Origin of the sequence: Chryseobacterium gwangjuense (assembly GCF_021311115.1) — a bacterium.
Taxonomy (GTDB): domain Bacteria; phylum Bacteroidota; class Bacteroidia; order Flavobacteriales; family Weeksellaceae; genus Chryseobacterium; species Chryseobacterium gwangjuense.
Genome location: NZ_JAJTNP010000008.1, coordinates 42433 through 58025, shown reverse-complemented (window position 1 = coordinate 58025; position 15593 = coordinate 42433). Strand labels below are relative to the sequence as shown.

The 15593-nt window shown below is 34.8% G+C and carries 12 protein-coding genes and 1 tRNA gene; 11 read left to right on the top strand and 2 right to left on the bottom strand.

What is annotated here, in order from left to right:
- Window positions 1–105 precede the first annotated feature (105 nt).
- From LV842_RS15515 to LV842_RS15465, 11 genes are all read left to right on the top strand, one after another.
- Window positions 106–1740 (top strand): DUF1800 family protein, encoded by a 1635-nt coding sequence (locus LV842_RS15515; protein WP_233112341.1) that lies wholly within the window; start codon window positions 106–108, stop codon window positions 1738–1740.
- A gap of 2 nt (window positions 1741–1742) precedes the next feature.
- Window positions 1743–3374 carry a DUF1501 domain-containing protein gene (locus LV842_RS15510; RefSeq protein ID WP_233112340.1) on the top strand — a complete coding sequence of 544 codons (1632 nt, stop codon included), beginning with the start codon at window positions 1743–1745 and terminating at the stop codon, window positions 3372–3374.
- Between the two features lie 67 nt (window positions 3375–3441).
- A complete protein-coding gene (gene leuS / locus LV842_RS15505) occupies window positions 3442–6255 on the top strand; it encodes a leucine--tRNA ligase (protein ID WP_233112339.1) in 2814 nt (937 codons plus the stop codon).
- A gap of 240 nt (window positions 6256–6495) precedes the next feature.
- A complete protein-coding gene (locus LV842_RS15500) occupies window positions 6496–7359 on the top strand; it encodes a MotA/TolQ/ExbB proton channel family protein (RefSeq protein ID WP_233112338.1) in 864 nt (287 codons plus the stop codon).
- 56 nt (window positions 7360–7415) lie between these two features.
- Window positions 7416–8024 carry an ExbD/TolR family protein gene (locus LV842_RS15495; RefSeq protein WP_233112337.1) on the top strand — a complete coding sequence of 203 codons (609 nt, stop codon included), beginning with the start codon at window positions 7416–7418 and terminating at the stop codon, window positions 8022–8024.
- 12 nt (window positions 8025–8036) lie between these two features.
- Window positions 8037–8609: an ExbD/TolR family protein gene (locus tag LV842_RS15490; protein WP_233112336.1), complete on the top strand. Its 573-nt coding sequence runs from the start codon at window positions 8037–8039 to the stop codon at window positions 8607–8609.
- A 24-nt stretch (window positions 8610–8633) separates the two neighbouring features.
- Window positions 8634–9473 carry an energy transducer TonB gene (locus LV842_RS15485; RefSeq protein ID WP_233112335.1) on the top strand — a complete coding sequence of 280 codons (840 nt, stop codon included), beginning with the start codon at window positions 8634–8636 and terminating at the stop codon, window positions 9471–9473.
- Between the two features lie 267 nt (window positions 9474–9740).
- Window positions 9741–10619: a PstS family phosphate ABC transporter substrate-binding protein gene (locus tag LV842_RS15480; protein ID WP_233112334.1), complete on the top strand. Its 879-nt coding sequence runs from the start codon at window positions 9741–9743 to the stop codon at window positions 10617–10619.
- 78 nt (window positions 10620–10697) lie between these two features.
- Window positions 10698–12347 carry a tetratricopeptide repeat protein gene (locus LV842_RS15475; RefSeq protein ID WP_233112333.1) on the top strand — a complete coding sequence of 550 codons (1650 nt, stop codon included), beginning with the start codon at window positions 10698–10700 and terminating at the stop codon, window positions 12345–12347.
- 81 nt (window positions 12348–12428) lie between these two features.
- Window positions 12429–13148, top strand: coding sequence for a bacillithiol biosynthesis deacetylase BshB1 (gene bshB1 / locus LV842_RS15470; protein WP_233112332.1), 720 nt, complete (start codon window positions 12429–12431; stop codon window positions 13146–13148).
- 35 nt (window positions 13149–13183) lie between these two features.
- Window positions 13184–13259, top strand: a tRNA-His gene (locus LV842_RS15465).
- Window positions 13260–13436: 177 nt separating this feature from the next.
- On the opposite strand, the gene LV842_RS15460 is transcribed toward LV842_RS15465, so the two are convergent.
- Window positions 13437–13772 (bottom strand): DUF3276 family protein, encoded by a 336-nt coding sequence (locus LV842_RS15460; protein WP_034701927.1) that lies wholly within the window; start codon window positions 13770–13772, stop codon window positions 13437–13439.
- A 99-nt stretch (window positions 13773–13871) separates the two neighbouring features.
- Window positions 13872–15542, bottom strand: a complete 1671-nt coding sequence (locus LV842_RS15455; RefSeq protein ID WP_233112331.1) for an ABC transporter ATP-binding protein — start codon at window positions 15540–15542, stop codon at window positions 13872–13874.
- Between the last annotated feature and the right edge of the window lie 51 nt (window positions 15543–15593).

Sequence of the window (15593 nt, the reverse complement as noted above, 5' to 3'; positions counted from 1 at the left end):
TTTTCTTTTGTATAAATGAATTGTTAACTATTTAATAATTTTATTGAATAAGGCGTACTATTATGTAGTACAATTGGTTAACTTTGATTCACTAAAATCTTTGTAATGCCAAGTCTAACTCCTAAAACATCTGCCTTAGGTTTTTTCAATGCATATCATCTGCTGAGAAGAACGACCTATAACATCACGAAGGCAAGAATCAATTACTTTGCATCAAAAACTCCCGATCAGGCGTTGAATGAGTTATTTACCTTTACAGCTCCTTCACCGCCGAGTCCACTCAATAATAATGCGGAGACTATTGTACCTACCGTGGCAAATCCTACCATTACAGATACATTAAGTACAGCAAATTCTGTAGTATATGATAATTATTGGTGGATGTATCAAGCCATGAAAGATCCTTCTGCGCAATATAAAATAGTGTATTGGCTACATTTGCTTTTTGTAACGGATAACGATGCGAGTTTTTTTACCAACTTTGATTATAAGGAACTTTTAAGATTTCATGCTAATGGAAGTTTGAAAGATTTAGCAATAAGAGTTACTTTAGACCCGAGAATGCTTATTTACCTTAATAATAATGTAAATAAAAAAAATAGCCCGAATCAAAACTATGCAAGAGAGTTTTTAGAATTATTTACTATTCTTAAAGGCCCACAGATAGGAACAGGAAATTATACCAATTATACAGAAACAGATGTTCAGCAGGCTGCAAAAGTTTTAACAGGTTTTACTTTAACTTCAGCGACTCAGCTTAACAAAACAGCAAGACTGAATACTGTAGATCCTATTACTCAGCTACCACGAGGTTTTATTGATACTGCAACTCATGACATTACGAATAAAACATTCAGCAGTGCTTTTGGTGGAACAGTCATTACAGGTGCGAATACCGTAAGTACTATTCAAACAGAGTTTGAAAACTTTATAACGATGATTTTTAATCAGGATGAGACTGCTAAAGCTTATTGCAGAAGAATGTACCGTTATTTTGTGGGAAGAAATATTACGACTGATATAGAAACGAATATTATTGTGCCTTTAGCAACTGCACTTAAAGCAAACGGGTATAATATTTTGCCGGTTCTGAGAACGCTGTTGTCCAGCAAACATTTTTATGATGAAGAGGATGCTATTGCGGGAGATCAGACTATTGGTTCGCTAGTAAAAAGTCCTTTGGAATTGTATTTTCATATGTTTTCTTTGCTTCAACTTTCAACGCCTTTGTATTCTGCAAATCCAAGTTCTTTGCACAGTTTTTTGTCGACAATTTCCAGTTATTCTCAAAATTCGGGAATGCCGGTTTTCAGGCCACAATCTGTAAACGGATATGCAGCATATTCCAGTAGTCCTAATTATGATAAAAACTGGATTACCACTTCATCCTTAAGAATTCGCTACAGTAATTCTATTGATATGCTGATTAACGGACTTACCCAAAACGGCTTTTTATATAAACTCAATTTGCCTGTGTTTGTAAAGGATAGCGGCAATTTTCAAAATCCTGCAGATGCTGTACAGTTGGTCTCGGAATTTTGCGAACTGCTTTTTGTTGATTTTCCGCCTCCTGCAAGACTGGATTATTTTAAAAATGTATTCCTGAATGGCTTAAGTGTAATCAACTGGCAAAATGAGTGGAATAATTATATTACTACCGGAACCGCTACCAATGTGAAGATTCCGATTGATCGTTTGGTAAAAGCACTTATTAAATCTCCTGAATTTCAAACAATGTAATTATGGACAGAAAAAAATTTTTACAATTGATTTCTATGGCAGGAGTTGGAGCTCCTTTCTTGCTCAACGGAATGCCTTCTCGTGTCATGAATCAGTTTCTGGATTTTAATGTGAATTGTGATCCGGTGAATGAACGTGTTCTGGTTATTTTGAGATTGGCAGGTGCGAATGACGGTTTGAATACAGTGATTCCGGTCAATCAATATGATACTTATGCGAATTTAAGACCTAATATTAAAATTAATAATACAGGAACGGGAGCCTATATTCCTTTGGATAGTACAGTTGCTGCTACTAAACAAGTTGGGCTGCATCCTTCAATGACAGGATTCAAGTCTCTTTACGATTCAGGGAAATTAACGTTGTTGAATGGTGTCGGTTATCCTAATCCTAATTACTCTCATTTCAGATCAGAAAACTTAATGTTTTCCGGAAAAGATGGGACGAATAATAATCCGGATTTGTTAGACGGAATGTTTGGGAGATATTTAGGCGCTTTATATCCGGGATTGGCTGGGAATCCTACAACACAAAGTCCCGATCCTTTAGCAATACAGATGGGTAATTTAAATCCTAGTTTGTTTTATGAGCATATCACAGAGAAAAATATAGAATATAACCTTACGGGTTTTCAAAATTCTTTGTTTACGAATTTGTTTGTTAGTGTAATTCCTACTCAGTCGGAGTATAATGATCTTTTAGATTATATAAAAAATGTCGCGAGCAGTATGGATGCTTATTACAATAGGGTTATGCAGGTTTTCAATGCCGGGAATAATTCTACGACAACCTATCCTACATCTACTTTGGCAAAACAACTGAAAACAGTGGCAAGATTGATCAAAGGAGGAAGTAAAACAAAAATTTTCCAGGTGAATTTAGGAGGTTTTGATACTCATGTTAATCAGATTCAGTCGGGAAGTACACAATTAGGGAATCATGCTAATTTATTGGCGGATATTTCAAATTCAATTCAGGCTTTTCAGACTGATGTTGAAGCCTTGGGAATTGGACATAAAATTATGACAGTTACCTTTAGTGAATTTGGAAGACAGGTAAGAGAAAATGCGAGTTTGGGAACTGATCATGGAGATTTAGCGCCGTTCTTTATTGTCGGGAATGGGTTGAATTCCGGTATTATGGGAGATCATCCTTTATTTACGAATGCAACGAGTTATTATTACAATCAAAATCAGAGAAGATTTGACTATCGACAAATATTTGCTTCTCTTTTGCAAGATTGGCTAGGTGCTGACTCGGGGCTTATCACTTCTACGGAACTGCAGGATTTTGTAACACCAGCCAATAAAATAAATTTAATTTCTGCATCCAGTACAGCTACTGCGGTTTGTGCTGCTTTAGGAACGAAGGAAGTAATGACAAAAACTAAAATCAAAGTATATCCAAACCCTGTAAAAGACTTTTTAGAAATAGATTTTGGAAATGATACATCCGGAGAAAATGCAGTATTTGTTTTTTATGATGCTTCAGGAAGAGAAGTGCTTTCAGATACACACGGAATTAATCATGGAAAAGCAAAGTTATTTGTAGGAAACTTACCGAATGGGAATTATGTGGTAAGAGTTAAAACGAGAGAGGTAGAATTTACAAGTAAGATCATTATTGCTAAATAACATGAAAATATTATTTAAGTTTTTTCTTTTAAAAAACTTAAATTTGTGCTTTATATAAAATTATAGAATGTTTTACGATCATCAGCAGATAGAAAAAAAGTGGCAGAAATACTGGGAAGACAATCAAACGTACAAGACTTCCAATAACACAGACAAACCAAAATTTTATGTTCTCGATATGTTTCCATATCCATCAGGTGCAGGTCTTCACGTAGGTCACCCGCTTGGATATATTGCTTCCGATATTTATGCGAGATACAAAAGACATCAAGGTTTCAATGTGCTCCACCCGGTAGGCTACGATAGCTTCGGACTTCCTGCTGAACAGTATGCTATTCAGACAGGGCAGCATCCTGCGATTACTACTGAGCAAAACATTAACAGATATGAAGAGCAGCTGAGAAAAATCGGTTTCTCTTTCGACTGGAGTAGGGAAGTGAGAACTTCTGACGCTTCTTATTATAAATGGACCCAATGGATTTTCATTGAGTTGTTTCATTCTTGGTATAATAAGGATACTGATAAAGCAGAATCTATAAATGATTTAATTAAACGTTTCGAAGAAAAAGGAACAGAAGGTTTAAATGCGAATCAAAATGACGAATTAAATTTCACGGCTGAAGAGTGGAATGCAGCTTCTGAAATGGATAAGGAAGATATTCTTTTAAATTATCGTTTGGCATACAGGGCGGAAACGACTGTGAACTGGTGTCCCGCATTAGGAACCGTATTGGCAAACGATGAGGTAAAAGACGGAAAATCCGAAAGAGGAGGGTTTCCTGTTTTCCAAAAGAAAATGATGCAGTGGAGTATGAGAATTTCTGCTTACTCTGAAAGATTATTGCAAGGATTAAAAACTCTTGACTGGCCACAACCTTTAAAAGATTCTCAGGAATACTGGATTGGAAAATCTCAGGGAGCACAGGTGAAATTCAATGTTGAGGGTCATGATGAAATCGTTGAGGTTTTCACAACAAGACCTGATACAATCTTTGGAGCAACTTTTATGGTATTGGCTCCGGAAAATCCTTTAGTGGAAACTATTACTACTTCGGAACAGAAAGTTGAAGTAGATACTTATATTGAAGAAACTTCCAAAAAAACTGAAAGAGACAGAATGTCTGACGTGAAAAACGTTTCAGGTGCTTTCACAGGAAGTTATGCAATCAATCCGTTCAGTGGAGAAAAAATGCCGATCTATATTTCAGATTATGTATTGATGGGCTATGGAACGGGAGCTGTAATGGCTGTTCCTGCACATGATGAACGTGATCACAGATTTGCAAAGAAATTTAATTTAGAAATTAAAAAAGTAGTTGAAACTGACGAAGACGTTCAGGAAGCTTCTTTTGATTCTAAAGATTCTGTGTGTGTAAACTCAGATTTCTTAAACGGATTAAATTATAATGATGCTAAATCAAAAATAATTGCAGAAATCGAAAACAAAGGAATCGGTCACGGAACTACGAACTATAGACAACGTGATGCAATTTTCTCAAGACAGCGTTATTGGGGAGAGCCAGTTCCTATTTATTATAAGGATGGAATGCCTTACACATTGCCGACTTCTGCATTGCCTTTAGAACTTCCCGAAGTTGAAAAATATTTACCGACTGAAGATGGAGATCCGCCACTAGGAAATGCAAAAACATTTGCTTGGGATGAAGCAACTCAAAAAATTGTAGCTACAGAATTAATTGATGAGAAAAATGTTTTCCCATTAGAATTATCTACAATGCCGGGTTGGGCAGGAAGCTCTTGGTATTTCTTAAGATATATGGATCCTAAAAATGAAGAAGTTTTTACTAACAAAGAACTTTCTGATTATTGGGGACAGGTAGATTTATATATCGGAGGGAGCGAACATGCGACAGGTCACTTATTATATTCTCGTTTCTGGAATATGTTCCTAAAAGATAGAGGGTATATTAATCATGATGAGCCTTTCCAAAAATTGATCAACCAAGGAATGATTTTGGGGATGAGTGCTTTTGTATACAGAATTGATGGTACTAATCAATATGTATCTAAAAATTTGGCAAAAGATTATACGACTCAAGCAATCCACGTAGATGTATCTTTGTTAAAAGGAACTTCCGATGAGCTAGATACTGAAGCATTCAAAACTTGGAGACCGGATTATGCTGATGCAGAATTTATTTTAGAAGACGGAAAATACATTACAGGTCGTGAAGTAGAAAAAATGTCTAAGTCTAAATACAATGTTGTAAATCCTGACGACATCTGTGAAGAGTACGGAGCAGATGGTTTAAGATTGTATGAAATGTTCTTAGGTCCGTTGGAGCAATCCAAGCCTTGGAATACACAAGGTTTAAGTGGAGTATATGGTTTCTTGAAGAAATTCTGGAATTTATATTTCAACGGAGAAAATTTTGAAGTTTCAGAAGAAGAGCCTACAAAAGCCGAATATAAAGTTTTACATACTTTAATAAAGAAGGTAGTTTACGATATTGAAAACTTCTCTTTCAATACTTCTGTATCATCATTTATGATTGCTGTAAACGAATTGCAAAAAATAAAATGTAACAAACGCAATATTTTAGAACCTTTAGCCGTTATCATTTCGCCTTATGCGCCGCACATCTGTGAAGAGCTTTGGAGTTTATTGGGACATAACGAATCTATTGAATTTGAGAAATTCCCTGTATTGAACGAGGATTACCTTGTAGAAGATGAGATTCTTTATCCGGTAAGTGTAAATGGAAAAATGAAGATTAAAATTTCACTTTCTGCACAACTTTCTCCTAAAGAAGTTGAAGAAATAGTGCTTCAGGATGAAAAAATGGTACAAATTTTGGAGGGAAAAACACCTACGAAAATCATTGTAGTACCTCACAGAATAGTGAATATAGTAATTTAAATAAAAATTAACATTGGTAAAATAAAAAAAAAGTGGAGGTAATTTTTTTAAATTTTCAATATATTATTTAAAATGGAATAATATTGCCAAAAAAATAAAAAAAAATTGAGATTTTGGAATTGATTCAAAAAAACACGATCAAAAAAAAGCAAATTGTTTATTTAAAATAATTGCATTTTAATTAATTTTGCCTTTAATTTACACCCTCAAAAATTTTAAAACAATATAATTTAGTTAAATATGGAAATGAATGTTTCAAAAAATGATGAGCAAGTAGTTGCTAAAAAAACAGGAGGTTTAAACCCGGCTGTTATTATTCCTATCATCTTAGCAATAGGAATTTGTATTTATTTATTCGTTTTGGGTAACCCTGGAAACTTTAAAGATGCTGAAAAACTTGGTGGAGCGTCTGTAGCTTTCTCAGATGTTGAAGGAAAAGACATTCATCCAGATTCGTTTTTGGGAATTATCTACAAAGGAGGGGTTATCGTACCTATCTTGATTACTTTCATGCTTACAGTAATCGTTTTCTCTTTTGAAAGATATTTCGTTTTAGGTAAAGCAGCAGGAAAAGGAAACTTGGATAACTTCGTTGTACAGGTAAGAAGCTTACTTAACCAAAACAAAATTGATGCAGCTTTAGAAGAGTGCGACAGACAAGAAGGTTCTGTAGGTAACGTAGTAAAAGAAGGTCTTACTACTTACAAAGCTCTAGCTCATGATACAACTTTAAACAAAGAGCAAAAAATGGTAGCGCTTAACAAGGCTATCGAAGAAGCTACAACTCTTGAGATGCCAATGCTTGAGAAAAATATGATGATTCTTTCTACTCTAGGTACAGTTGCTACTCTAATTGCACTACTTGGAACAGTAATCGGGATGATCAAGGCATTCTTTGCATTAGGTTCAGGTGGAGGTACACCAGATGCTGCTGCACTTTCTACAGGTATCTCTGAAGCATTGATTAATACTGCTTTAGGTATTGGTACTTCAGCTATCGCTATTATGCTTTATAACTTCTTTACTTCTAAAATTGACGGTTTAACTTATAAGATCGACGAGATCGCTATGAGTATCCAACAATCTTTCGCTGAATTCAACTAAGAATTAGCAAAGAATTTGCAGTAAGTAAAAAGAAGTTTAATTAAAAATTATTAATAATGGCGAGAGTCAAACCAAAAAGACATGGAGTAGTTACGGATATGACGGCAATGTGCGACGTTGCATTCCTACTACTTACGTTCTTTATCTTGACCACTCAGTTTAAAAAACCTGACGTGGAGCAGATCAAACCGCCATCTTCAATATCAGAGAAGTTACTTCCTGATGCAAGTTTGATGACTATCAACGCTACTCCGGACGGGAAATTTTATTTCCAGCCAGTAGAAAATGCATCTGAGAGAGTACAGCTTTTGGATAATATGGGAAAAAAGTATGGAATTACTTTCGACAACAACCAAAAAGCTGCATTCCAAAAAGTACAGGCGATTGGGGTTCCTATGAACCAGCTTAAGAGCTATCTTGATTTGCCAGATGACGAGCAAAAGAATTTTAAGAGTCCTACTGGGATTCCTATGGATAGTACAAATAAACAGTTAGTAGACTGGGTAAAAGAAAGTTTGAACGTAAATCCTGACTACAAGTTAGCAATTAAAGGAGACGTTACAACAAAATATCCAAAAGTTAAAAGCTTATTTGAGGGTTTAAGAGATATCGATTTTCTTAAATTTTGGTTGATTACATCACAAGAAGGTAAACCTAATGAATAATATCATTTAGAAATGGCAGAAGTACAAGTACAGGAAAAAGGCGGGAAAGGCGGAAAGGTTCGATCCAAGAAGCAGAATACCCGCGTAGATATGACTCCGATGGTGGACTTAGGGTTTCTTTTGATTACCTTCTTTATGTTCACAACCACATTCTCTAAACCGAATGTAATGGATTTGGGTCTTCCGGCAAAACCGAAAGATGAGAAACAAAAACCACCTCCAACAGAAATTAAACTTTCTAACTCTATATCTTTATTATTAGGTAAGGACAATAAGATATTTTGGCATCAAGAAGATAATACATCTTTAACAGACCAGAATCTTAATGAAACTTCTTTCGATAGAGAAGGTATTAGAAAAGTAATTGAGCAGGCAAAAGCAAGAGCGGCAGATAAAACGAAATTTACTGTGATTATCAAACCGACTGACGATGCTGTATATAAAAACTTTGTAGATATTCTTGACGAAATGGCAATTACTAAGAGTGAGCAGTACGGGGTTACTGATCTTAAGCCTTGGGAAAAAGCGATTTACGATAGAAAAGTTGGTAATTCAGGAGCTCCTGCAGCACCTGCTACAAAGTAATTTAAACCATAAAATTGTAAATCTATGGCAAATGAAAATGTATACGATCCTAGTCTTACTTTAGACGAGATTGTATTTGAAAATAGAAACAAGGAATATGGTGCATACGATTTAAGACATCAGTACCCAAGACTTCTGACAAAATCTTTCATCGTTGGAACAGCATTATTCCTTATTGCGGCTTTGTCTCCTTTCATTTATCTTACGATTAAAAGACTTACTGCTCCACCTAAACAAGAAGTAAAGGCGGATTTAGTAGAAATTCTTCAGGAAGATAAAATTATTGAGCAACCCAAAGAAAAAGAACCACCTCCACCACCTCCACCTCCAAAAGAGGAAAAAATTGAGGTAATTCAGAATGTGGTTCCTGAGCCTGTAAAAGCTCCAAAAATTGAAACTCCACCGCCGCCAATTTCTAAGCAATTAGAAACAACGACAGGTTTGACAAATCAGGAGGGGGTAAAAGCTCCGGCTTATACACCACCACCGCCACCTTCAACAGGAACTAAAGCTTCAACAGCTGAGGTTAAACCTCAGGTAAGTGAAACTCAGGTTTATACGGAGGTAGAGCAAACAGCAGAATTCCCAGGAGGTATTAATGCCTTCAGAAAGAAAGTAGGAGAGAATTTTGATACTTCTGCGATTGAGGGAGCTGATGGTGTGGTAAAAGGAGAAGTTACTTTCGTTGTTGAAAGAGATGGAAGTATCACAGACGTTAAAGTTTCGGGTTCTAACTCAGACTTTAATTCTGAAGCAGTGAGAACTGTTAAGTCAATTAAAAACAAATGGGCGCCTGCTAAGATTAATGGTCAGTCTGTACGATACAGATATAGATTGCCACTTGCAATGCAACCACCGGAATAATTTAATTATTAATAATTAAATAATATCTAAAAAAGAGAAGCATTTGCTTCTCTTTTTATTTTTTTTGGTATTTTTGTCATATGATGTTCAAGTGGTTATCCTTAATAACAGGATTTTTTTATATCGTTTTAGGAATAGTTGTAATTATTTACAAATTTTTCGTGGTTACCTTAGAGCCTACAATTGCCTATCCGTTAGGTATTGTTTTAATACTTTACGGGATATTTAGAATTTTCAGAGCGATATCCCAATTAAAAAAAAATAAAGATGAATAATCCTTTTAAAATAGTTCTTCTCATTTTTATAACTATTCTTTCAGGCTGTTCGAAGAAAAAAGAAAGTTCACCGTCTTATAATAAAGGAGATCTTACAATTCTTACTGATGAGTCATTTCAAAGTGTTACAGAGGCTTTAGCAGATGGATATATGATCAATTATCCGGAGACTAAGCTGAAAGTAGTTACTAAAAAGGAAGATCTGGGATTTCTTGATTTATTGAATGATAAAGCGAGAATTGTTGTGATGTCGAGAGAACTTTCTCCTGATGAAATAAAAGAATATGAAAAGCAAGTTGAATTAAAATTTCTGCCTGCTAAATTTGCTGCAGATGCAGTTGTATTTGTTGTTCCCAATACTTCTTCTAAAGAATCTATTTCTATGGATGAGATTCAAAAAGGGCTACAGTCGGAAGAAAAAGAATTTATTTTTGACGGAACCAATTCCAGTAATTTGAACTTTGTAGCTCAAAAGTTTAATAAACAACCAAAAGACTTGAAGTTTTCAGTAATTCCGGGAAGTAAAAACCTTATCGAAGAACTGAATAAATATCCTAATAAAATTGGTGTTATTGGGTTGAATACATTTAGCCGTCCCTATGATCAAGCTTCTATAGAGCTAAGAAATAAAGTTAAAATTCTTCCTGTAGAAAGTCAAGGGAAACTTTATACTCCAGATTATTCCGGGATGAGAGAGATGAAATATCCTTTTACCAGAATATTGTACTTTTTAGCAAATGAAGGGAATTTTAATATAGCGAATGGTTTTATGAGATTTTCTTGTACACAACTGGGACAAATGATTGTTCAGAAAGAAGGTTTACAGCCTTATAATATTTATAAAAGAGAAGTTCAAATGTTTAATAAATAATTTTCAGGAGACCAATTCAACTATTTTGGTCTGAAAATTGTCTTTAGATTATTCTAGTTTTTAATTTACAAATATAAAATGAAAGATATAATGATTATGAATGTAAAAAAGATTGCTTTAGGAGCAGCAGTGGTATTTTTGACCAGCTTTGCAACAGCACAGACCTTGCAGGATGGTATCAACAGTATAGATAGTGATAAGTTTGCTCAGGCAAAAACCAATTTCACTCAAATGATTGCTAAAGAGCCTACAGCAGAAAACTATTTTTACTTAGGAAATACGTTCCTTAGACAAGGTGAACCTGATTTTGCAGCAGCTACTGAAAACTTTAATAAAGGATTGGCAGCTGACGGTAAAAGCTATTTAAACAAAATTGGTTTAGCTAGTGTTAAATTAGGAAAAGGTGACAAATCTGCAATTGCTGAAATTCAGAAAATAGTTACAGATTCTAAAGAAAAAGATGCTGAAGTTCTTTTCAGAGCAGCAGAGGCTTTAACATTGTTTGAGAAAAATAATGCCCCTGATCTTGCTATAGATTATTTGAACAAAGCAGTTGAAAAAGCACAGAAAAAAGGTGTTCCTGCTAACTATTTTTATACGTTAGGGGATGCTTACAGATTAAAGAGAATTCCTGGAGATGCAATGACGGCTTATGATAAAGCATTACCATTGGCTAAAAATAAAGCATCTGTATATACTAGAATCGGAACTTTGTGGATGGCTGCTCAGCAATGGCAACAAGCTAAGACAAGCATTGAAAAGGCAATTGCTACAGATCAGTCTTATGCACCTGCTTACAAAGCAATGGCTGCTTATAATATCAGATATCAGCAAAATGATAAAGCGACTCAAGACCTTATCAACTATACAAAATATGCTGATGAAGACCCATACACTCAGTTAGAAATTGCTAAACTTTATTTTACAAATGAAGATTATGCAAACTCTAAGCAGGTTTTAGACAAAATCTTTGATAAGATCAATGACCCGATTAAGTTTAAGTTAAGAGCTTATCAGTTATTTGCAAATGGAAATTATGCTGAAGCAAAACAAAATATGGATAGTTTTGTAGCTCAGGCAGAGAAATCGAGAGTTCAGCCTGCAGATCAAGGATTACAAGGTCTGATTGCTGCAGGATTAGCAAAAACTGAAAAAGATGCTGCTAAGAAAACTGCTCTAACGACTGAAGCACAGCAAAAAATTGCGATCGCAAAAGCAGCTAAAGATGAAACAATGAAATGGGATATGGAGTTGATGAAGATTTCCGGAGGAGGAGCTTCACAGGCAGATATAGATGCTGGACCGACAAACCCAACCATTGAAGCACTTAAAAAGCAAGTGGCTGCAAACAGTCAAGACTCAGATGCTTTGTTTAAGTTAGCAACAGCTTATCAGGATGTTAAAAACTGGAACGGATCAATTGTTACTTGGCAGAAAATGAGTGCCCTTCTTCCGGATTGGGCTCCAGCTTATTACAGCCAAGGATATTCATACCAACAAGCAGGAAATAATGATGCTGCAAAAATGGCTTATGAAAAGTTCATTAATACAGTAAAACCTGCAGATAAAGAGGCTAATAAACAAATTCTTGCTTATGCTTATTTTGCGGTAGCTTATATGAGTAAAGATTCAGATATGGCAAAAGCAAAAGATTATGTAGCTAAATCTATTCAGCTGGATCCTACTTATCAGGATGCTGTAAAATTGAATGCAGAGATCAACAAGTAATTTAAAATTTAAATTATAGATATTAAAACTTCCCATTCGTTTCGTTTGGGAAGTTTTTGTTTTAAATCTTATCTTTGAGATATGAAAATAGATATACTTGCTTTTGGGGCGCATCCTGATGATGTAGAGTTGGGATGTGGCGGAACTATTGCTAAATTAATTTCTGAAGGTAAAACCTGTGTCATAGTGGATCTCACAAAAGGAGAACTAGGAACAAGAGGAACCGAAGAAACAAGGAAAGCAGAAGCAATGGATGCAGCAAAAATTCTTGGAGTAGCCACAAGAGAAAATCTTGGAATGAAGGATGGTTTTTTGGAAAATTCTGAGGAATATCAAATGAGGATCGTAAAAATGGTTCGCAAATACCGTCCAGAAATCGTCTTAGCGAATGCGATTGATGATAGGCATCCGGATCATGCAAAAGGAGCGAAATTAGTGTCGGATGCGTGCTTTTTAGCAGGATTGAGAAAGATTGAAACTGTTTTGGATGGAGAAAGTCAGGATGTGTGGAGACCGAAGCATATTTTCCATTATATCCAATGGAAAAATATTGAACCGGAATTTTGCATTGACATTTCTGAGCATTTAGATAAAAAGATCGCAGCTTGTATGGCTTTCAAAACTCAGTTCTATGATCCGACTTCCAAAGAGCCTGAAACTCCAATTACATCAAAAGACTTTTATGAGAGTTTAACTTACCGAGCTCAGGATTTAGGGCGTTTGTCGGGAGTTGCTTATGCTGAGGGATTTACGTCGGAAAAGTTAATTTCTTTGAAAAATTTTGATGGAATTGTTTGGTAATTAAAAAATCTTCTCTATATTTGCACTCACAAAACGGTGATTGTAGCTCAGTTGGTTAGAGCGTCGGATTGTGGTTCCGAAGGTCGTGGGTTCGAGACCCATCATTCACCCAATAAAAGTACACTTTTCAAAAGTGTACTTTTTTATTTTACAGCATTCCGTAATTCAATTTGTTGTCCTTGAACTCCTAATTAATCTAAATCTTTTTTTATTTTTTTTAAATTATTTAGCTTTCGGGCACAAAAAAAGCATCTTTTTTCAGATGCTTGTGTTTTTTTAGTATTCTTTTTAAACTTCGTCGTCAGAATCTATTGTGAAAGATTTGCTTTTGAAGTCTTTATCATGTTTTTCTGATATTACATCCTCACCCTTTTCGTTAATGATGAAATCTGTGGATTCATTAAACATCTCCTGAAAACTTTTAAAATCTTCTTTGTAAAGATAAATTTTGTGCTTCTCAAATGTGGCTTCTCCGTTCTCTCCGAAATTCTTTTTACTTTCGGTAATCGTAAGATAATAATCTCCTGCTTTCGTCTCACGCACATCAAAGAAATAAGTTCTTCTCCCTGCTTTTAACACCTTAGTGAAAATTTCATTTTCATGGCGTTCCTTGTATTCACTCATTGTTAGATATTTTTTAATCTTGTTAAGAACAAATATAAAAGTTTTCTTTTAATCACAAAATTTTTTTTATGATTTATTTAACAATTGAGAACGAAACGGCTAAGCGGTTACAGAATTTGTAATTTCGGTAAGATTAATAATTTTATCTGCTTTCTGTGCGCTAGACTCTCTATGTGTGATGATTATGGAAGTTGCGTTGTGGATTTTTTTGTTAATATTTTCTAAAATATTTTGCTCGGTTTCGGTATCTAAAGCGGATAAAGAATCATCAAAAATGATGATATTCGGGTCTTTAATCAATGCCCTTGCGATACAAATTCTTTGCTTCTGACCTCCCGAAAGCATTACTCCGCGTTCACCAACCATGGTTTTATACTGATCTTTAAACTCGATGATATTTTTATCAACATCTGCAATTTTAGCGTATTCAACAACTTGTTCATGAGTAGGGTGATTGATTGCGAAACCTATATTGTTTTCAATAGAATCTGAAAAAAGGTAGCTTTCCTGAGGAATATATCCGACGAAATTTCTGTAGTTTTCTAAATTGTGTTCTTTAAGATTTTTACCGTCGATTAAAATCTCACCTTCCGTAGGATCAATTAATCTTGATAGTAATAAAGCAATGGTAGATTTTCCGCTTCCGGTTTTTCCCATAATGGCTAAAGATTCTCCGGCTTTTATTGTAAAACTTAGGTTTTCTAATGCTTTGATACCTGTATTCGGATACACATAAGAAACGTTTCTGAACTCAATATCTCCTTTAATAGGGTAGTTCTCAAAGTTTTTATTAATGATTTCAGATTTTTTGTCCATGAATTCATTAATTCTTTGCATAGATGCTTCCGCACGTTGGTTAACGGAAGTTACCCAGCCTACCATTGAGAAAGGGAAAATCAAAGTATTGATATACATGAAGAAATCTGCAATTTTACCAATGCTTAGTTGTCCGTCAATATATTTTTGTCCTCCGATTAAAATAATGGCTACATTCAATAATCCAATTACAAATAATATGATCGTAAAGAAATAGGCTTCTGTTTTTGCTAGATCCAGAGCTTTGTTTTGATAGTCGGTTACTTTGAGACCGTAATTTTTTTCAATGTATTTTTCTTTGGCAAAAAACTTTACCACACGAATTCCTGAAAAGCTGTCCTGAACAAAAGTAGAAATTGCAGACTGGCTTTTCTGCATGATTTTTGACTTCTTATTAATGATTGAACTTACCTTATATATAGCGTATGATAAAATCGGGAGTGGTAAAAGTGTCCAAAGTGTCATTGAAGCGTCTGTTTTTATCATGTAAATAGCTGTGATAATAACAAGAACAATCAAATTCACCACATACATTACACCGGGACCTAAATACATTCTTACAGCCACAACATCTTCACTTAATCTGTTCATTAAATCACCGATTGTTGTTTGCTTGTAGTCCGTTAAAGATAGATCCTGATAATGCCTGTAAATTTTATTTTTAAGTTCGTATTCAATTCTTCTGGATGCAACAATGATGGTCTGGCGCATCATGAAGGTGAAGAATCCTGTTAATAAAGAACAACCGACAATAATGGCAACATAAATCAAAACTTGCTGATTGAAACCAAGATTTCCGTTTTCTGCAGAATTTTTCAGTACATCTACCGATTTTCCTACAAACTGAACTTTATATATATTGAAAAAATTACTGGCAATGATGAATAGTACTCCCCAAAATAATAATATTTTGTGTTTCCAAAAATAAGGGTTTAAGGTTTTTAGCGCATTCATAAAGTTTCACAAAATTACAAAAATGTCATCAGACTACGAATTTCATCAATT